18 protein-coding genes are annotated in these 18818 nt (G+C 70.9%); 12 read left to right on the top strand and 6 right to left on the bottom strand.

Annotated features, from left to right (window positions below):
- The first annotated feature begins 83 nt into the window (after positions 1–83).
- The 3 genes from EXE59_RS21535 (at position 84) to EXE59_RS21525 (ending at position 3803) form a co-directional block, all read left to right on the top strand.
- The gene (locus tag EXE59_RS21535; protein ID WP_246056979.1) at positions 84–1859 is read left to right on the top strand and encodes a proline--tRNA ligase; all 1776 of its coding nucleotides are present in this window, start codon (positions 84–86) and stop codon (positions 1857–1859) included.
- A gap of 125 nt (positions 1860–1984) precedes the next feature.
- A complete protein-coding gene (locus EXE59_RS21530; RefSeq protein WP_135840730.1) occupies positions 1985–3067 on the top strand; it encodes a fibronectin type III domain-containing protein in 1083 nt (360 codons plus the stop codon).
- 19 nt (positions 3068–3086) lie between these two features.
- Positions 3087–3803: an HAD family hydrolase gene (locus EXE59_RS21525; RefSeq protein WP_135840729.1), complete on the top strand. Its 717-nt coding sequence runs from the start codon at positions 3087–3089 to the stop codon at positions 3801–3803.
- 236 nt (positions 3804–4039) lie between these two features.
- On the opposite strand, the gene EXE59_RS21520 is transcribed toward EXE59_RS21525, so the two are convergent.
- Together EXE59_RS21520 and EXE59_RS21515 are read right to left on the bottom strand one after the other, a co-directional pair.
- The gene (locus tag EXE59_RS21520) at positions 4040–4468 is read right to left on the bottom strand and encodes a ferritin-like domain-containing protein (RefSeq protein ID WP_135840728.1); all 429 of its coding nucleotides are present in this window, start codon (positions 4466–4468) and stop codon (positions 4040–4042) included.
- Positions 4465–4995, bottom strand: coding sequence for a hypothetical protein (locus tag EXE59_RS21515; protein WP_135840727.1), 531 nt, complete (start codon positions 4993–4995; stop codon positions 4465–4467). Before EXE59_RS21515 ends, EXE59_RS21520 begins: the two co-directional genes overlap by 4 nt.
- Positions 4996–5111: 116 nt before the next feature.
- Between EXE59_RS21515 and rimP the strand changes: the two genes are divergently transcribed.
- The 6 genes from rimP (at position 5112) to truB (ending at position 11416) form a co-directional block, all read left to right on the top strand.
- Positions 5112–5609, top strand: coding sequence for a ribosome maturation factor RimP (rimP, locus tag EXE59_RS21510; protein ID WP_135840726.1), 498 nt, complete (start codon positions 5112–5114; stop codon positions 5607–5609).
- Positions 5609–6586, top strand: coding sequence for a transcription termination factor NusA (gene nusA / locus EXE59_RS21505; protein WP_135840725.1), 978 nt, complete (start codon positions 5609–5611; stop codon positions 6584–6586). Before rimP ends, nusA begins: the two co-directional genes overlap by 1 nt.
- A 67-nt stretch (positions 6587–6653) precedes the next feature.
- Positions 6654–7001 carry a YlxR family protein gene (locus EXE59_RS21500; RefSeq protein WP_135840724.1) on the top strand — a complete coding sequence of 116 codons (348 nt, stop codon included), beginning with the start codon at positions 6654–6656 and terminating at the stop codon, positions 6999–7001.
- Positions 7002–7100: 99 nt separating this feature from the next.
- On the top strand, positions 7101–9929 hold the full coding sequence (gene infB / locus EXE59_RS21495) for a translation initiation factor IF-2 (RefSeq protein WP_135840723.1): 2829 nt from the start codon (positions 7101–7103) through the stop codon (positions 9927–9929).
- 147 nt (positions 9930–10076) lie between these two features.
- The gene (gene rbfA / locus EXE59_RS21490) at positions 10077–10559 is read left to right on the top strand and encodes a 30S ribosome-binding factor RbfA (RefSeq protein ID WP_135840722.1); all 483 of its coding nucleotides are present in this window, start codon (positions 10077–10079) and stop codon (positions 10557–10559) included.
- On the top strand, positions 10559–11416 hold the full coding sequence (truB, locus tag EXE59_RS21485; RefSeq protein WP_135840721.1) for a tRNA pseudouridine(55) synthase TruB: 858 nt from the start codon (positions 10559–10561) through the stop codon (positions 11414–11416). Before rbfA ends, truB begins: the two co-directional genes overlap by 1 nt.
- A gap of 9 nt (positions 11417–11425) precedes the next feature.
- Here the strand turns inward: truB and EXE59_RS21480 are convergent, their stop codons facing one another.
- From EXE59_RS21480 to EXE59_RS21465, 4 genes are read right to left on the bottom strand one after another with little or no spacing between them, the layout of a single operon-like run.
- Positions 11426–12604: an LCP family protein gene (locus tag EXE59_RS21480; RefSeq protein ID WP_135840720.1), complete on the bottom strand. Its 1179-nt coding sequence runs from the start codon at positions 12602–12604 to the stop codon at positions 11426–11428.
- 44 nt (positions 12605–12648) lie between these two features.
- Positions 12649–13386 (bottom strand): class I SAM-dependent methyltransferase, encoded by a 738-nt coding sequence (locus EXE59_RS21475; protein ID WP_168218633.1) that lies wholly within the window; start codon positions 13384–13386, stop codon positions 12649–12651.
- Between the two features lie 12 nt (positions 13387–13398).
- Positions 13399–14625 (bottom strand): glycosyltransferase family 2 protein, encoded by a 1227-nt coding sequence (locus tag EXE59_RS21470; protein ID WP_135840718.1) that lies wholly within the window; start codon positions 14623–14625, stop codon positions 13399–13401.
- On the bottom strand, positions 14618–15850 hold the full coding sequence (locus EXE59_RS21465; RefSeq protein WP_168218632.1) for a glycosyltransferase domain-containing protein: 1233 nt from the start codon (positions 15848–15850) through the stop codon (positions 14618–14620). Before EXE59_RS21465 ends, EXE59_RS21470 begins: the two co-directional genes overlap by 8 nt.
- Positions 15851–16073: 223 nt before the next feature.
- On the opposite strand from EXE59_RS21465, the gene EXE59_RS21460 reads away from it, so the two are divergent.
- From EXE59_RS21460 to EXE59_RS21450, 3 genes are all read left to right on the top strand, one after another.
- A complete protein-coding gene (locus tag EXE59_RS21460) occupies positions 16074–16694 on the top strand; it encodes a sulfotransferase family 2 domain-containing protein (RefSeq protein ID WP_135840716.1) in 621 nt (206 codons plus the stop codon).
- Positions 16695–16784: 90 nt separating this feature from the next.
- Positions 16785–17720 (top strand): bifunctional riboflavin kinase/FAD synthetase, encoded by a 936-nt coding sequence (locus EXE59_RS21455; protein WP_135840715.1) that lies wholly within the window; start codon positions 16785–16787, stop codon positions 17718–17720.
- Positions 17717–18700: a hypothetical protein gene (locus EXE59_RS21450; RefSeq protein WP_135840714.1), complete on the top strand. Its 984-nt coding sequence runs from the start codon at positions 17717–17719 to the stop codon at positions 18698–18700. Before EXE59_RS21455 ends, EXE59_RS21450 begins: the two co-directional genes overlap by 4 nt.
- Positions 18701–18818 lie beyond the last annotated feature (118 nt).

Raw genomic sequence — 18818 nt, 5'->3', positions numbered from 1 at the left:
CGCCACCTCTGGCGGCGGTCTCGCGGGGTCCGAGGACGAATCTGGTTCGCCGTCCCGGAAGGCCCACCCCTATCGTTGCGCCCATGACTGGCCGCATCCTCCGCATGTCGACCCTGTTCGTGCGCACCCTGCGCGACGACCCCAACGACGCCGAGGTGCCGAGCCACAAGCTTCTCGTCCGCGCGGGCTACATCCGCCGCAACGCCCCGGGCATCTACACCTGGCTGCCGCTCGGGCTGCGTGTGCTGCGCAGGATCGAGAACATCGTCCGCGAGGAGATGGACGACATCGGCGCGCAGGAGCTGTCGTTCCCGGCGCTGCTGCCCCGCGAGCCCTACGAGGCGACGAACCGCTGGACCGAGTACGGCGACAACATCTTCCGGCTCCAGGACCGCAAGGGCGGCGACTACCTCCTCGGCCCGACGCACGAGGAGATGTTCACCCTCGTGGTGAAGGACCTCTACTCCTCCTACAAGGACCTGCCGCTCTCGATCTACCAGATCCAGACGAAGTACCGCGACGAGGCCCGTCCGCGTGCCGGCCTGCTGCGCGGGCGCGAGTTCATCATGAAGGACTCCTACTCGTTCGACGTCGACGACGCCGGCCTGGACGAGTCGTACGCCAGGCACCGCGAGGCCTACATCCGCATCTTCGACAAGCTCGGCTTCGAGTACGTCATCGTGCGGGCGCACGCCGGCGCGATGGGGGGCTCGAAGTCCGAGGAGTTCCTCGCCAAGGCCGCGGTCGGTGAGGACACCTACGTCACCTGCCCCGCCTGCGGGTTCAGCGCCAACGTCGAGGCCGTGGAGACGCCGTCGCCCGCCCCGGTGCCGTACGACGGCGCGCCCGACGCACACGTCGAGGACACCCCCGACACACCCACCATCGACTCCCTGGTCGAGCTGCTCAACGAGCGCTTCCCGCGCGAGGACCGCGCCTGGGCGGCCGAGGACACGCTGAAGAACGTGCTGATGGTCGTGACCCAGCTCGACGGCACCAGCGAGCCGCTGGCGATCGGGGTCCCCGGCGACCGAGAGGTCGACCCCAAGCGGCTCGAGGCGACCCTCTACCCGGCCGAGTTCCGGCCCTTCAACGAAGAGGACTTCGCGAAGTACCCCGACCTCGTGAAGGGCTACATCGGACCCGGCGTGCTCGGCGAGAAGGGCACGTCCGGCATCCGCTTCCTCGTCGACCCGCGGATCGTGGAGGGGACGCGCTGGGTGACCGGCGCCGACGAGCCCGGTCGCCACGTGGTCGACCTCACCGTGGGCCGCGACTTCACCCCCGACGGCACGATCGAGGCCGCCGAAGTGCGGGCGGGTGACCCCTGCCCGCGCGGCGACGGCATACTCGAGGCCGCGCGCGGGATCGAGATGGGCCACATCTTCCAGCTCGGCCGCAAGTTCGCCGACGCGCTCGGGCTCCAGGTGCTCGACGAGAACGGCAAGCTGGTCACGGTCACGATGGGCTCCTACGGCATCGGGCCCTCGCGTGCCGTGGCCGCCATCGCGGAGAACACCCTCGACTCGATGGGTCTGTGCTGGCCCCGCGCGGTCGCGCCCGCCGACGTGCACGTCGTGGCGGCCGGCAAGGACGACGCGATCTTCGACGCCGCCGAGCGGCTCGTCGCGGACCTCGCCGCCCAGGGCATCGAGGTGCTCTACGACGATCGCCGCGGCAAGGTCAGCCCGGGCGTGAAGTTCAAGGACGCCGAGCTCATCGGCGTGCCCACGATCGTCACGGTCGGCCGGGGCCTGGCCGACGGCAACGTCGAGGTCCGCGACCGCCGCACCGACGAGCGCGAGGACGTCGCCGTCACCTCGGCCGTCGCGCGGATCACCGAGATCGTCCGCAGCTGACCATGGAGCCCGTGAGCCGGCCGCCGGCTCACGGCCTCCACGATGCGGGCCGGGTGGTTCCCCGTCCGGCAGTGACGGCACCGGCCTCCCGGTCGTAGCCTGAGCAGGCACCCCGAGGAGGCGTCATGGGCAGGTGGCAGGCCGCGGTCCGACCCGCCCTCGCGGCCGCGCTCGCGGTCGCCCTCGTCGTGGTCGCGCGGGCCGGCGCACCCGCCCACGCAGAGGACACCGGCTCCCTCACTGGCACGGTGTTCTTCGACACCGACGGCGACGGCGTGCGGGACACCGGCGAGCCGCCTCTGGACGGCGACGACCAGGCCCAGGTCGGGGTGTGCGCAGACCATGCGTCCCTCCCGGCGCCCGAGGGCCACAGGTGCACGTGGGCCGACGGCACCTGGACCCTGACGGGCCTTGCCGCTGGGAGCTGGACCGTGACGATCCGCATCGGGTCCTACCAGGGATGGACGCAGACGGCCGGCGGCCACGTGGTGCAGGTCGACGCCGGATCGACGACGCCCGTCCCCGAGCTCGGGACGGTCGCGCCGGTGGGCTCGGTGGCGGGTGTGGTGTGGAACGACCACGACGGGGACGGTGTCCGCGAGCCCGGGGAGCCGGGCATCGCCGGCGCACGGGTCTACGCCAACGACGGTGCCGAGGGCGGTTTCACCTACACCTCGGACGCAGCCGGGGGCTACCGCATCCCCTACGTCGTCGCGGATCGCGACGTCCTGGTGCGGATCGACCGCGTGCCGGGCGACCTGCCGTCCACAGCGCCCCCCGGCGCCAGCGTCCGCCTCCAGGTGGACTTCGCCGCCACCACGACGCAGGACTTCGGCTTCGACGGCGAGGCGCCGCCGGCCCTGCCCCCCGCCTCGCCGACCTCGGCGCCGACCACGTCCGCCCCCACCACGCCCGCCACGACGACAGTCCCCAGCAATCCCCGGCGGGTTCGGGTCCGCGCGGTGCGCGACGGCGTGCGCGTGCGCTGGCGCCCGCCGTCGCGCACGGGAAGGAGCCCGGTCACCGGCTACGAGGTCCGCGTCGCCCGGCACCCGCGTGCGGCCGGCCGGACGATCCGTTCCGACCGGGAGCGCCTGGTCGTCACCGGGCTGGAGGCGGGTCGCCGTCACTGGTTCCGGGTGCGCGCGGTGAATGCGGTCGGTCACGGCGAGTGGTCGGCACGGCGGGCGGTCCGTCCCGGCGCGTGAGGGCGCTAGGGTGCGGCCGATGAGCATCGAGGCCGTCATCTTCGACTGGGGCGGGACCCTGACCCGCTGGCACGACGTCGACTTCCACGCCGAGTCGCTGGCCCTGGCGGAGGCCGTACGCCGCACCCCCACGCCGGACGACGACCACCACGCGCACGCCGCGCGCCTGCACCGAGCGGGCGAGGTCGTCTGGGGACGCAGTCGCGACCACCAGCAGAGCGCGACGATCGCCGACCTCTTCGCCGAGGCCGGGCTCGACCACGACCCCGAGCTGCTGTCCGCCTACTACGACTTCTGGGAGCCGCACACGGCGACCGACCCAGAGGTGCAGTCGATGTGGGAGGAGCTGCGGGGCATGGGCCTCAAGGTCGGGGTCCTGTCCAACACCGTGTGGCCGCGTGCGTGGCACGTCGGCTTCTTCGAGCGCGACGGCGTCTACGACCTGGTCGACGGCGACGTCTACACCAGCGAGATCCCGTGGACGAAGCCCTCACCGAAGGCGTTCGGCGCCGCGATGGACGCGGTCGGGGTGAGTGACCCGGCCGCCTGCGTCTACGTCGGGGACCGTCTCTTCGACGACGTGTGGGGCGCCCACAACGCCGGCCTGCGCGCCGTCCACGTCCCGCACAGCGCCATCCCGCCCTCACAGGTCGGGCACACCGAGGGGGAGCCCGACGCGACCGTCACGTCGCTGGCCGAGGTCCCCGCCGTCGTGCGCCGCCTCGGCGCCACCTGAGCGAGGCACTTCTGCAACTTCGTGCGTTGCAGGAACGTGCAAGTGGGTTCTGCTTTCGCTCCACTCGGATCGAATGCATGATTGTGCATGTCGAACCGGCCACCCCACAGGCCGGCCGACGCAGGGTGATGCTGACCAACCCCATGGAGCGGTCCGCGTCCTCGGCCCTTGGGAGAGATCTCGGGACTTTCCCAAGGGTTGAGGCCGCGGGCCGCTTTCCCTGTCTCCGGGAGCTCTCAGTCGAGCTCGGGCGCGCCCGGCCAGGTCTCTGCGGTGCCGCCGAGCTCGAGCTGCCACACCGCCGACCACGTCGCCTCGGTGAGCGCCCACTCGCGCACCTCGCCGCTGGACTGCGCGACCAGGGCGAGCAGCGTCTCCACGCCGGCCGACTCGAGGCCGACCGCGGCGCGCTGCACCTGGGGCGCGCGGACGAGCGCGCCGTCGACCTCGTAGGCCACCGCGGCTGCGACGGGCTCACCGCCGGCGTCGCGGACCATCAGGCGCAGCTGGTCGCGCCGTGAACGATGACGTCGGTACGCCGCGGTCACCGCGTCGTACAGCGCGGGGGACGCCGTCTGGGACGTGCGCGCGCCGAGCACGCCGTAGGTCCAGAGCGTGGCGTGCTCCTCGGCGAGCGCGGCCTGGAGGGCGTCGAGGACGCTCATGACGTCGCCCCCGTGTCGACCGGAGCGTCGGCGAGGGTCGCTCCGTGCTGGGCCGTGGAGGCGGCCACGCTGGCCATGGCCCGGGCCAGGTCGCCGCTGGCCGCGGTCACGCAGGCCTGCCTGACCACTCGCTGCAAGCGGCGCTCCGAGCGTTGGACCGTGGCCAGCGCCCGCGCCCGGCCGGCAGGGATCGCCGGCGGCTCGGCGGCCGGTACGTCGGCGTCGGCCACCGCGCCGGCCAGGAGGTCGAGGTGGTCGGCGTGGGCCGCTGCGACGGGCGCCAGCAGGGGAGTGAGGTCGGGGACCGACAGTGTCGCCGCCTCGAGTGCCGCCCCGGCGCGGACGAGCTCCGCCACCACGGTCGCCACGAGCTGGGCGTCCTCCGAAGGAGTCGGCGAGGCGGGGGACGAGTCGTCCGAGGACGCGGGCGGATCGATGTCGCAGCCCGCGAGGAGCAGGGGCGCGGTGAGTGCGGAGCCCACCGCCGAGACCACCGCCGTACGACGGGTCAGCGGTCGTCCGGGCACCCCTGAACCCTACCCACCCGGCGCCCTGGTCCGGACCGGTCGCCGGTGGATGTCGGGGCTCGGGAGGTGGCCGCTATCGTGATGCCTTCGACAACTGCACAAGGAGGTCGCACCCGATGAGCACCCCGCGACAGGACGCCACCCGGGACCGCATCGAGGCGGAGCTGGTCGACCCCTTGCTGGCGCTGGGCTTCGACGTGGAGGCCGTCGAGGTCACCCCTGCCGGCAAGCGCCGGGTGCTGCGGGTGGCTGTCGACAAGGACGGCGGCGTCACCCTCGACGACGTCGCCGACGCGACCCGTGAGGTGTCCCGCGTGCTCGACGAGTCCGACGTGATGGGCGAGATGCCCTACACGCTCGAGGTCACCTCGCGCGGCGTCGACCGGCCACTCACCCGGTCGCGCCACTGGCGCCGCAACGCCGATCGCCTCGTCAAGGTCACCCGTGCCGACGGCACCGAGGTGACCGGCCGGATCGTCTCGTCCGACGACACCGTCGCCACCCTCGACGTCGACGGCGAGCAGCACGAGGTCGCCTACGCCGACGTGGCCAAGGCGCTCGTGCAGATCGAGTTCAACCGCAAGACCGAGAAGCCTGAGAAGAAGGACGACTGATGGACATCGACCTGAGCATCCTGCGGATGCTGGAGCGGGAGAAGGAGATCTCCTTCGAGGTGCTCGCGGAGGCGATCGAGCAGGCGTTGCTGACGGCCTACCAGCGCGCCACCGAGTCGCACCACCCCGCCCGCGTCGAGCTCGACCGCAAGACCGGCCACGTCACCGTGTGGGCGCGCGAGCTCGGCGAGGACGGCACAGCCGGCCCCGAGTACGACGACACGCCGCAGGGGTTCGGCCGCATCGCGGCGACCACCGCCAAGCAGGTGATGCTCCAGCGGCTGCGCGACGCCGAGGACGAGAAGACGTTCGGCGAGTTCTCCGGCAAGGAGGGCGACATCATCTCGGGCACCATCCAGCAGGGTCGCAACCCCGACGACGTGATGGTCGACCTGGGCAAGCTCGAGGCGATCCTGCCGATCAGCGAGCGCGTGCCGGGAGAGAAGTACGTCCACGGCGAGCGCATCAAGTGCCTGGTGACGTCGGTGCGCAAGGGCATGCGCGGGCCGCAGATCACGCTCTCGCGCTCCCACCCGACGCTGGTCAAGAAGCTCTTCGCCCTCGAGGTCCCCGAGATCGCCGACGGCACGGTGGAGATCGCCGGCATCGCCCGCGAGGCCGGACACCGCACCAAGATCGCCGTGCACTCCACCGTCCCCGGCGTCAACGCCAAAGGCGCGTGCATCGGCCCGATGGGCCAGCGGGTGCGCAACGTGATGAGCGAGCTGCACGGCGAGAAGATCGACATCGTCGACTGGGCCGAGGACCCCGCCGAGCTGGTCGCGCACGCGTTGTCGCCGGCGCGGGTCAACTCCGTGGAGATCGTCGACCTGGCCGCGCGCTCGTGCCGGGTCGTCGTGCCCGACTTCCAGCTCTCCCTCGCGATCGGCAAGGAGGGCCAGAACGCCCGCCTCGCCGCGCGGCTCACCGGCTGGCGCATCGACATCCGCTCCGATGAGGCGCCCAGCGAGGAGTGAGGCCCGAGCTCGCGCCCGCGAGGGTCAGTTCGTAAACCACTGGCCGTACGCAGTAGAGTGATCGGCAGTGGCCACCACGTCTGACACCCCTGCGCCCGGACCCGTCCGGACCTGCGTGGGTTGCCGGACCAAGGCCGCTGCGAGCGAGCTGCTCCGCGTGGTCGCGGGCTCGGACGCCGAGGGCCGACCGGCCCTGGTGCCGGACCCGCAGCACCGGGCACCCGGCCGCGGGGCGCACCTGCACCCCACGACGGAGTGCTGGCGGCTCGCGGTGCGACGCCGAGCATTCCCCCGGGCACTCCGCTCGGAGGTCCCGCTCGCCGGGGCGCCGGTGGAGGACTACCTCGCCTCGCGCCAGCACGACCAGTCCGAATCACAGCAGCACCGACCAGAAACTGGAGCACACAGCTCATGAGCACTCGATGAGTAACTCGTAATGAGTGTGCACACCCACTAGCTGGTCCGTCTTCCTCTCCTTCTGGGGGTCACGGACCAGAAGGAGTAGTAACCAACCGTGGCAAAGACCCGAGTCCACGAACTCGCCAAGGAGTTCGGAGTCGAGAGCAAGTTCGTTCTCGAGAAGCTCAAGGAGATGGGTGAGTTCGTCAAGTCGGCTTCGTCGACCGTCGAGCCCCCCGTCGAGATGCGCTTCAAGAAGCAGTACGGCGACGAGCTGAAGGCCGCTGCGGCCTCCGCCCCCGCCGCCGACAAGGCGCCCGAGGCCGACAAGCCGGCCGCCAGGAAGGCCGCGCCCAGGCCCGGTCCCAAGCCGGCGCCCGCGCCGGCCGGGACCGAGGCGCCTGCCGAGGCTCCGGCCGCTGCCGAGCCGGTCGCCGAGCCCGCCGCGCCGTCCGCCGAGCCCGCCGCGCCGTCCGCCGAGCCTGCGGCTCCGGCCGCGAAGCCCGGACCCAAGCCCGGCCCCAAGGCTCCGCCTACCGAGCCGGAGGCACCCGCCTCCGAGCCCGAGGCCCCGGCCGCTCCGGCGGCCAAGGCTCCGAGCCCGGCCCCCCGGCCGGTCGGCCGCCCGGGCGCCCCGCGCCCCGGCAACAACCCGTTCGCCCCCAGCCAGGGGATGGGGCAGCGCCCCGCACCCCGTACGGGCGGCGACGACAACCGTCCGCCGCGCCCGCCGGCCGGTGGCGGCGACGCCCGCCCCGGCATGCCCCGTCCCAACCCGGCGATGATGCCCAAGTCCCCGGCTGCCTTCGGCAACGGTCCCGGTGGCCGTCCGGCCCGCGGCGGTCCCGGCGGTGGCCCCGGTGGTGGCCCCGGTCGCCCGGGTGCCCCCGGCCGTGGTGCCCCGGGTCGTCCCGGCGCCGGTGCCGGCGCTCCCGGCGGCGCCCCCGGACGCCCCGGCGGCTTCGGCCCGTCCGGTGGTGGTCGTCCCGGTGGCGGTCGTCCCGGCCAGCGTGGTCAGACCCAGGGTGCCTTCGGCCGTCCCGGTGGTCCGTCGCGTCGCGGCCGCAAGTCCAAGCGGGCGCGTCGTCAGGAGTTCGAGGCCATGGAGGCCCCGACCATCGGCGGCGTGCGCGTCCGCAAGGGCAACGGCGAGACCGTACGCCTGCCGCGCGGTGCGTCCCTGACCGACTTCGCCGAGCGGATCAACGTCGACGCGGCCGCTCTGGTCCAGATGCTGTTCTCCCTCGGCGAGATGGTCACCTCGACCCAGTCCGTCGGTGACGAGACGTTCGAGCTGCTCGGCGAGGAGCTCAACTACGTCGTCCAGATCGTGTCCCCGGAGGACGAGGACCGCGAGCTGCTCGAGACGTTCGACCTCGAGTTCGGCGCCGACGAGGGCGACGAGGCCGACCTGGTCGTCCGTCCGCCGGTCGTCACGGTCATGGGTCACGTCGACCACGGAAAGACCAAGCTCCTCGACGCGCTGCGTGACGCCAACGTGGTCGACAAGGAGGCCGGTGGCATCACCCAGCACATCGGTGCCTACCAGGTCCACACCGAGGTCGAGGGTGTCGACCGTCGCATCACCCTGATCGACACCCCCGGTCACGAGGCGTTCACCGCCATGCGTGCCCGTGGCGCGCAGGCCACCGACATCGCGATCCTCGTGGTCGCGGCGGACGACGGCGTGATGCCGCAGACGGTCGAGGCGCTCAACCACGCCAAGGCCGCCGAGGTCCCGATCGTGGTGGCGGTCAACAAGATCGACAAGCCCGAGGCCGACTCCACCAAGGTCCGCGGCCAGCTCACCGAGTACGGCCTGATCCCTGAGGAGTACGGCGGCGACGCGATGTTCGTCGACGTGTCGGCCAAGGCCGGGCTCAACCTCGACAAGCTGCTCGAGGCCGTCGTGCTCACCGCCGACGCGTCGCTCGACCTGCGGGCCAACCCCACGCAGGACGCCCAGGGCCTCGTGGTCGAGGCGCACCTCGACCGCGGTCGCGGTCCGGTCGCCACGGTGCTGGTCCAGCGCGGAACCCTCCGCGTTGGCGACTCGATCGTGGCCGGTCCGGCCCACGGTCGCGTCCGGGCGATGCTCGACGAGCACGGCAACGAGATCACCGAGGCCGACCCGTCGCGTCCCGCGATGGTGCTGGGTCTCTCGGCGGTGCCGGGTGCGGGCCAGAACTTCATCGTGGTCGAGGACGACCGCATGGCCCGCCAGATCGCCGAGAAGCGCGAGGCGCGCGAGCGTGCGGCCATGCAGGCCAAGCGCCGTGTGCGCCGCAGCCTCGAGGACTTCATGGCGTCCATGGAGAAGGGCGAGAGCCAGGAGCTCAACCTCATCCTCAAGGGCGACGTGTCCGGTTCGGTCGAGGCGCTCGAGGACGCGCTGTCCCAGATCGACGTGGGCGACGAGGTCTCCCTGCGCGTGATCGACCGCGGTGTCGGTGCGATCACCGAGACCAACGTGGACCTCGCCGCCGCCTCCGACGCCATCATCATCGGCTTCAACGTCCGCCCGCAGGGCAAGGCGAGCCAGATGGCCGACAAGGAAGGTGTCGAGATCCGCTACTACTCGGTCATCTACCAGGCGATCGAGGAGATCGAGGCGGCGCTCAAGGGCATGCTCAAGCCGGTCTACGAGGAGTCGACCCTCGGCCAGGCGGAGATCCGCGAGATCTTCCGCTCGTCCAAGGCCGGCAACATCGCGGGCTGCATGGTCACCTCCGGCCTCATCCGGCGCAACGCCAAGGTCCGGGTCCTGCGCGACGGAGCGGTGGTGGCCGACAACCTCGACCTCGCCTCGCTGCGCCGTGAGAAGGACGACGCCTCCGAGGTCCGCGAGGGCTTCGAGTGCGGTCTGGTGCTCCGCAACTTCCAGGACATCAAGATCGGCGATGTCGTGGAGGCGTTCGAGATGCGCGAGATCCCGCGCAGCTGATCCCCGTTCGTCGAGTCGGCGCATCCTTGACGCTCGATCAAGGTCGAGTCGGCGCATCCTGAACACCCGTGTGGTGAGGATGCGCCGACTCGACGCGATCAGGTCGCCAGGACGCGCCGGCTCGGCGTGATTTGAGAGAGTGGACCCATGAGCAACCCCCGCGTGCGCAAGATCGCCGACCGGATCCAGGTGGTCGTCGCAGAGATGCTCGAGCGCCGGATCAAGGACCCGCGCCTCGGCTTCGTCACCGTCACCGACGTCCGCCTCACCGGCGACTCCCAGCAGGCCTCGATCTTCTACACCGTCCTCGGCACCGAGGACGAGCTGGCCAGCACCGCCGCGGCGCTCGAGTCGGCCAAGGGCGTCATCCGCTCCGAGGTCGCCAAGCAGCTCGGGATGCGTATCGTGCCGTCGCTGACCTTCATCCCCGACGCCCTGCCCGAGAGCGCCCGCGCGCTCGACGAGGTGCTCGCGCGCGCCCGGCAGCAGGACGAGGAGGTCGCGGCGCGTCGTGTCGAGGCGTACGCCGGCGAGCCCGACCCCTACAAGAAGCCGCGCGTGGCCGAGGACGAGCTCGACGAGGACCTCGATGCCGCCGAGCCGGACGACGTCGAGGACGACCGCTCCTGATGGTCGACCCCGGTCTGGTCGTCGTCGACAAGTCCCCGGGCATGACCTCGCACGACGTCGTGGCCCGGGTGCGCCGGCTCGCCGGCACCCGCAAGGTCGGCCACGCCGGCACCCTCGACCCGATGGCGACCGGCGTGCTGGTGCTGGGCGTGGACCGCGCCACCCGCCTGCTCGGGCACCTCATGCTCACCGAGAAGTCCTACGACGCGACCATCCGGCTGGGGGTCGCGACGACCACGGACGACGCCGAGGGCGAGGTCCTGGAGACGCGCGCGGTCGACGCCGTGGACCCGGAGGCCGTACGCGCGGAGCTGGCGCGGTTCGTCGGCGACATCGAGCAGGTGCCGACCGCCGTCTCGGCGATCAAGGTCGACGGCAAGCGGGCGTACGCCCGGGTCCGCGACGGCGAGCAGGTCGAGCTCAAGGCACGGCCGGTCACCGTCCACGAGCTGGTGGTGCACGAGGTGGCGCTGCCCGACGTACGGATCTCCGTGCGGTGCTCCTCCGGCACCTACATCCGCGCCATCGCGCGCGACCTCGGCGCCGCGCTCGGGGTGGGTGGCCACCTGACCGCGCTCCGGCGTACGGCCGTCGGCTCGTTCGACCTGTCGCTCGCGCGCACCCTCGAGCAGCTGGGTGAGGACTTCGCCGTCGTCCCGATCGCCGCCGCCGCACGCGCGACCTTCCCGGGTGTCGACCTCGACGACGAGCAGGCCGCGCACGTGCGCTTCGGTCGTGCGCTCGACCTCGCCCTCCCCGATGACGGCCCGCACGCGGTCTTCGCGCCGGGTGGCGAGTTCCTGGCCCTCTACGAGCGGCGCGGCGACCAGGCCAGGCCGGTCGCGGTCTTCGTCTGAGCGCGCGTCTCAGCGGACCTCGTCCGCGTCGGGCAGCTCGAGCTCGGGGTGGTCCTCCACGACGTCGGCGACCCGACCGTCGCGCACGGCCCTGAAGAGCTGGGCGGCGAGCTCCTCGTCGATGATGTTGACCGACCCCACGCCCTCGACGGTCTCGTAGTGGTCGAACGGCAGGGTGAGGAACCGGATGCGGTCCGGGCCGATGCCGCGCACGGACAGGGCGAGGGAGGCCATGGCCCGCGGGGTCCAGCTCGAGTCGACCGTCAACGGAGCGGCGAGCGCCTCCACGGTGTCCATCAGTCGCACCGGGTCGAAGGTGGTGCCGTCGGCGCCCAGCTGGGCGACGACGGCCCGCAGGAAGTTCTGCTGGCGGCGGATGCGGCCGAAGTCCCCATCGGCGAAGCCGGCCCTGCTCCGGACGTAGTCGAGTGCCTCCTCTCCCTCCACGGTCGTCCACCCTCGGTCCCAGACGCGGTCGAGCGTCGGGTCGGCGATCCGCTCGGGAACGTAGACCTCGACTCCCCCCAGGGCCGCGGTGAGGTCGCGGAACCCCTCGAAGTCGAGGACTGCCAGGTGGGCCAGCCGCATGCCGGTGAGCTCCTCGACCGTCCTCATCGCGCCGAACGGCCCGTGCAGGGCGAAGGCCGCGTTCAGCTTGTCCATGCCACCGGGCTCCCCGGCGGGGCTGTGGATGCGCACGTAGGAGTCGCGAGGAAGCGACACGACGGTGGCGGACCTCCGGTGCTGGGGGATGTGGACCACGACCACGGTGTCGCTCCGATAGGCCCCGGGGGACCACTCGTCGCTCTCCATCAGGTCCGCCACCGACGGTCTCGCACCGGTGTCGCGCGCGTCGGCGCCGAGGAGGAGGAAGGTGAGCGCCCCCTTCTTCGGTGGCGGCGGGCGCGTGCCGCTGTCGAGCACGGCGTCGTCCACCCGGGGGATCTCGCTGAGCTGCTGGTGGAGGGACGACCAGTACCAGCCGCTCGCCGCGACCACCGCGAGCGCGAGCCCCGCGGCCAACGCGGCCGGACCACGACGCGTACGCCGCCACAGGACGACCGCGGCGACCAGCAGCAGGAGGACCAACGCCCCCGGCAGCACCACCAGGCGTACGACGGGCCCGCCGAGGGCGTACGCGGACACGGCGAGACCGACGAGGGCGAGCGGGACGAGAGTCCTTGGCATGTGGTCCTTCGGGTCAGGTGGGTCGAGGACCAGTGCACGCCACGTCAGGTGCCTGAGACGACGATTCGCGGGCGCCGGTCCGACACCTCGGGATCGTCGATGTAGTCGAGGTTGACCGAGATGCCGGCCTGCACCTGGATCAGGACGTCCCAGGCGTAGTAGACGGGACGTGGGAACACCACGTCGGGCTTGTCGCCGTGGCGCCCGGCGTCGTAGTCGTGCTGGTCCGTGGGTGCACCGATGGGCAGGATGGTGCTGTCGGAGCTGTCCGCTGCGGCGCGTACGGGGTGCATGCTCCAGCTCGTGGCGCCGAGCTTGTGGGCCATCCGCATGAAGTCGGCCATGGTGATGTGCGACGGGTGGTCGCGCCAGTCCGTCCAGAACTGCTTCAGACCGAGTGCGTTGAGGTACGGCTCGTCCTCGAAGGAGGGATGCCTGACGTACACGAACTCGCGTGCGATCCGCGTCGCCGAGTGCAGCGCGGCCTCGACGAGGTCCATCGACGGAAGGTGCTCCAGGACGTTGTCGATCGTCACGTAGCGCACGGAGATGTCGGTCGGCAGGTCGAAGATGTCACCGAGGACCACGTTCCTGCCCTCGCGTCGGGCGATCTCGACCTTGGCCGCACGCATCTCGATGCCCACGCCCCGTCCGCCGGTCCGCTTCTCGGCGCTCTGCAGCGAGCCTCCGACACCCGACCCGAAGTCGATGAAGTCCACCTCCGCCCAGTCGACGTCGTCCAGTCGAGCCGCGGTCATGGTCTCGTCCTGCTGCCTCGACATGTGGGGCATCCCTCAACGATCACGGGTCAGCCCCGCGGGATCCGTGTCCGGCGCGTGCGCCTGCTCGTATCCCACGCCCAGGTCGCGGGCGAGCCGGCGCAGCACCCTCTCCTTGTGGGTCGAGCGGGAGTGACTGACGACGGACTCGGCGCAACCGAGCAGGATCATCTCGCTCACCGCGTGGTCCAGCGCCTCTGTGGAGTCCACGCGTCGTTGGTTCGCCGGGAAGCACCACTCGTCCTGGGGGGCCAGGGACCCGTCTTCCCCGAGCAGCTCCACCAGGGTGTACTGGAGGTCGAGGTCGCGTACCACGACCGCCCGCGCTCCCGGTCCCTTGCCGGACCAGCCGCTCCTGACCCTGGCCGCGTTCTGCTGCACCAGGGCGGCCCCGAGCGAGCTCTCCCAGCTCGCGACGTCTGCTCTCAGCTGAGGATATCGCTCCGTCAGGACGACCTTGGAGGCGTCGACGAGCTGCTTGCGTCGGTCAGGCCCGAACGACTGTGAACGGAGATGCTTGACCAGCACGTGGGGAGCGACCACGTTGGACCAGCCGGCGAGGATCGCCTTTTGCGAGTAGTCGACCTCCTCGCCATAACCGACGGGAAAGCCGTACCTGTCCAGGGCGCCCAGCTTCCGGATCAGGGCGCGGCGGATGTACATGCAGAATCCGTGCGCCGACGGCACGTGCTGGCTCCACACGCGCATTCCGCGGCTCATCAGCCGTCCGGTGCTTTCCCACTCGAGTCGCGGATACCAGTCATTTCGTCGGTGGCGCACGGGGACGCTGTTGGCGGCCGCATCATTCGACACGGCCGATACCGTTCCGATCCCCGGCTCGCTGTAGGCAGTCCACGACAGTCGTTGGAGCCACATGGGAGGGACGACCGTGTCGCTGTTCAGCAGCACGACGTCATCGCCCTCAGTCAGGAGCAGGCCATGGTTCGCCGTGCGGGTGTATCCCCTGCATTTCTCGTGACGAATGAGCTCCACGTCTCCGCGCTCGTGGAATTCGTCGAGGATATGACGCGTATGGACGTCTTCCCCTCCGTCGTCAATGGCAATGATGCGGTGGGAAGTCGGAGAATTGTCGATCACGGACTGCAGGCACGAGCGCACGACCTCGCCGCCGTTGTGCACGGCGACCACCACCGAGACCCGCGGGCCGACGGCCGCGATCTTGTGGCGCAGGGAGTGCGGATCGACGTCGCGATAACGTTCGAAGGGAAACGGCTCAGCCATGGAGCCGTGTCCGCGCTCGGGCCGCCAGGCGCTTGCCTGCCCTCACGACCTTCTTGGCGTCCGTGGACGTCGGCCGTGGTCGAGCCGCGGCCTGCGTTCCTGCGCTCTCGGTCAGGACGGCCATCCGGCGCTGCAGGCGGTCCACCTGCTTCTTGAGGATCACGATTCGCCGCTGTCGTTGCTCCAGGCGCTTCCTCAGGACGAGCATACGGCTGCGCAGCCGCTCGACGCGCTCGCCGAGCCTGGCGATCCTCTCGTGCGACGCTGCGAGGGCGAGGTCCGCCTCCATCCTGCGGCGCTTCTCCTCCGCAAGGAGGCTCTCGAGGTCGTCGGCGCGGTGCTTCTCCGTCGCGACCACCTTGTCGCGCTTCGCCGCCGAGACGGCATGCGCCTCGAGGAGGTCGTGGTGCTCGCGCTCGATGGAGCGCAGGCGCGCGAGCGGCGCGCGGATCGAGTGCTCGAAGGCCCGAACTCGGGTGTTGTGCTGCCGACCGAGCGTGTCGGACAGCGGTGGCCACACGTGCCACTCGGACTCACGGTTGTCGCGGGCCATCCGGGTGACGCAGAGGCCCGCGTCCTGGAGCGCGAGGTTGACCGAGAGCTGGTCTCGTCTCGAGTACCGGCAGATGTGCGCAGCCCATGTGTGCATGGCGGAGACGACCTGCTCGTTGTGACGTCGGGCGATGAAGCCGGTCCACAGTGGTTGCTCGTCCAGCACGTCCGGCGATGCCTCCGCGTAGTGGATGAGCTGTTCGTAGACGCGGTCCGGGTCGTCGAACCGGCCCTCGACCACCGCATCGAACTCGTCGATCACGCGGTGCCGGAAGCTGTGCTCGAACAACGCCATGTCGGCTTGCGGTTCCTCGAGCAACGAATCCAGGATCTCCGCGGGATCGGCCTTCAACGACACCCGGTTGTCCACCCAGAGAGATCGGTCGAAGCCCTGCCAGATGGACTCGTCACCGAAGACCTTGACCCACCTCGCACTTCGAATCGGGTCCATCGGGAAGCGCGGTTCGACCAGCTCGACGCGCCACGTCTTGCTGGTCAGGCTGGGGTCGTCGGTGAAACAGATGAACTCCGCGTCCGAGTCCAGTGCACATTCTTCCTCGACGAGCGACTCATATCGACCGAACAGGGCCGTGTAGACGACGTCCCCCGCACTCGCACCGCCCGCGGCCGCCGTGTTGTCATGTGTGTCAGGTGCCTGTGCAGGCTCGGGCACTGGAGCTCCAATCATGTTGGCGCTTCACGCTTCCTGAAACGCGGCGTGGGACTCGAAATGTATTCGCGAGGTGCTGCGGTGCAATGATCCTCACACTTCGACAATGAGCGCTACAACCCCAAAGGGGTGAGCCAGACGAGGAATTGCTTGCCACATATCGCACCATTCGAATTCGCACAACCCTGCCCGTGCCACCGCTTTTCCCGCTCATCGAGGAGTTCGCATGCCCGTCCTGCTCAAGGCTGGGATTGCCGCATTGTTCGTGCACGTGCCCAAGACGGGCGGCACGTCGATCGAGCGCTTCTTCGTGCAGAACGGGTGGTCGCTCGACTGGCGCGACGGCGTCGCCGGCGAGGGCACCTTGAACTCGTACCTCAAGTGCTCTCCTCAGCACGTGGAGGCGCGACGGCTGGCCGAGCTCTTCCGGTTGGAGAAGTTCGACCTGGTCTTCTCGACGGTGCGTGAGCCCATCGCACGCTTCCGTTCCGAGTACTGCATGCGCAACGCGGCGGATCTTCGTACCGACCCTGACTCCGTCGATGCGTGGGGCGAGTCAGCGCTCGCCGCGTACGCCGCGGACGGATTCGTCTTCGACAACCACCTGCGCCCGCAGCACGAGTTCATCGTCCCGGGAGCGTCGGTCTACCGACTGGAGGCCGGCCTGCAGAGCATGGTCGAGGACCTCAACGCGCGATTCGACCTCGGACTCACCGGGGACCTGCCGCGCGCGAGCGACCGGGAGATGGAGAACGGGGTGTCGAGCCGCGACGTGGTGGTCAGCGACAGGCTGGAGAAGCGGCTGCGCGACCTCTACGCACGAGACTTCCACGACTTCGAGTACTGATCCCCGACCGGCGTCGGCGGATCACGGCCCGAGTCGTTGCAGAGCCGACGTGCGGGGAGGCGACGAGTGCGTGGTGAGTACCCTGCTCCCGTGCAGATCTGGCGAGACGTCGACGACGTGCCGGCCGACCTCGGCCGGACCGTGGTCAGCATCGGCAACTTCGACGGCGTGCACCTCGGTCACGCCCACGTGCTCCGCGAGGCGCAGGCGACCGCGCAGCGGCTGGGCATCGACACCGTGGTGGCGGTGACCTTCGACCCGCACCCGATGGCGGTGCTGCGCCCCGAGCACGCCCCACCGACCCTCACCTCGATCGAGACGCGCTCCCGGCTGCTCGAGGCCGTCGGCATCGACTCGATCCTCGTCCTCCGCTTCGACCGCGAGGTCGCGTCGTGGTCGCCGCAGGAATTCATCGACCGCATCCTCGTCGACACCCTCCGTGCCCGAGCGGTCGTGGTCGGATCCAACTTCCGCTTCGGCAACAAGGCGGCCGGCGAGGTCGCCACGCTGGTGGAGGCCGGCGCGTCGCGCGACTTCGAGACCGTCGGGGTCGCCCTCGACGGGGGTCCGCAGGTGTGGAGCTCGACCTACGTCCGCCAGTGCCTGGCGACCGGTGACGTGGCCGGTGCGGCCGAGGCCCTGGGCCGGCCGTTCACCGTGCGCGGCACCGTCGTGGAGGGCGACAAGCGTGGACGCGAGCTCGGCTACCCGACCGCCAACGTCCCGCTCCCGCCCGTCGAGGCGGCTCCGGCCGACGGCGTCTACGCCGGGTGGCTGACCCGGCTCGACACCGGCGAGCGGTTCCCGGCCGCGATCTCGGTGGGCACCAACCCGACCTTCGACGGCGAGCGCGACCGGCGCGTCGAGTCCTACGTCCTCGACCGCGACGACCTCGAGCTCTACGGCGTCGAGGTCGAGGTGGCCTTCGTCGACCGGCTGCGCGGCATGGTGAGGTTCGAGGGCATCGAGGCGCTCGTCGAGACCATGCACGACGACGTACGCCGGGCGCGGGCCCTGCTGGCGTGACGGGGGACCGTACGGCCGTCGAGGCGTGGTTCCTGGCCCACGGGCTGCCCTACTTCGTCGCCGAGGAGCGGGCCGCCGCCCGGGCCGGGCTGCGGCCGCGACGGCTGCTGTCCCTGGCCGCCGTCCTGGTCGTGCTCGCGGCCGGCGCGGGCGCGCTCGCCTGGGCCTCGGAGTCGTACGCCGCCGGACCCGCGCTGTGGCTCTCGGTGGCCGGGCTCGGGCTGCTCTGGTACGCCTCCACCGCCCTGCACGCCCGGCCCATCCTGGGCTTCGCGCTCTCCCGCACGCTCGGCAGCCTGCGCTTCGTGGCGCCGATGGCCTCGCGGGCGCTGCCGCTGCTGCTGGTCTTCGTGACGTTCCTGTTCGTCAACGCCGAGGCCTGGGAGATGACCACCAACCTGCCCTTCGGGCTGCTGTGGGTCACCGTCCTGCTGATGTTCGGACTGGCCGTGCTGTTCCTGCTCACCCGGCTGCCCGAGGAGGTCGACCGGGTCGATGACGAGGTGGACGACGCCTTCCTGGTCCGCGCGTGCGCCGGCACCCCGCTCGAGGCCGCCAGCCGGGAGATGGCCGCCGACCCCGGCATCGACCCGCAGGACCACGCGCAGGTGACGGGGTTCGAGCGCTGGAACCTGATCCTCGTGCTGCTGGTGATCCAGACGGTGCAGGTCCTGCTGCTGTCGATCACGGTGTTCGCGTTCTTCATGCTGTTCGGCTCGCTGGTGATGGAGCCCGAGACGCAGGCCTCCTGGATCGGCAAGGACGTCAGCGACCTGCGCAACGCGCCGCTGATCTCCAGTGTCTCGGTCTCCCTGATGAAGGTCTCGTTGTTCCTCGCCTCGTTCAGCGGCTTCTACTTCACCGTCTCCGCGGTCACCGACGAGACCTACCGGCGCCAGTTCTTCTCGGTCGTCGAGAGCCAGCTCGAGCGGGCGGTCGGGATGCGCGCGGTCTACCTCGCGATGCGCGAGCGCTCCTGACGCCTGCCCGGGTGGTGGCCCAGCCACATTCCGGCGGCCCAGAATGTGGCTCGGCCACCGCCCGTGGGGATGTCGAGCCCGGACACGCCGATGGGCGGTGCCCCACCCACATTCCCAC

It is taken from the genome of Nocardioides eburneiflavus, from assembly GCF_004785795.1.
Classification (GTDB): domain Bacteria; phylum Actinomycetota; class Actinomycetes; order Propionibacteriales; family Nocardioidaceae; genus Nocardioides; species Nocardioides eburneiflavus.
The sequence above is the reverse complement of the archived record's forward strand: the minus strand, read 5'-3'. Positions and strand labels throughout refer to the sequence as shown.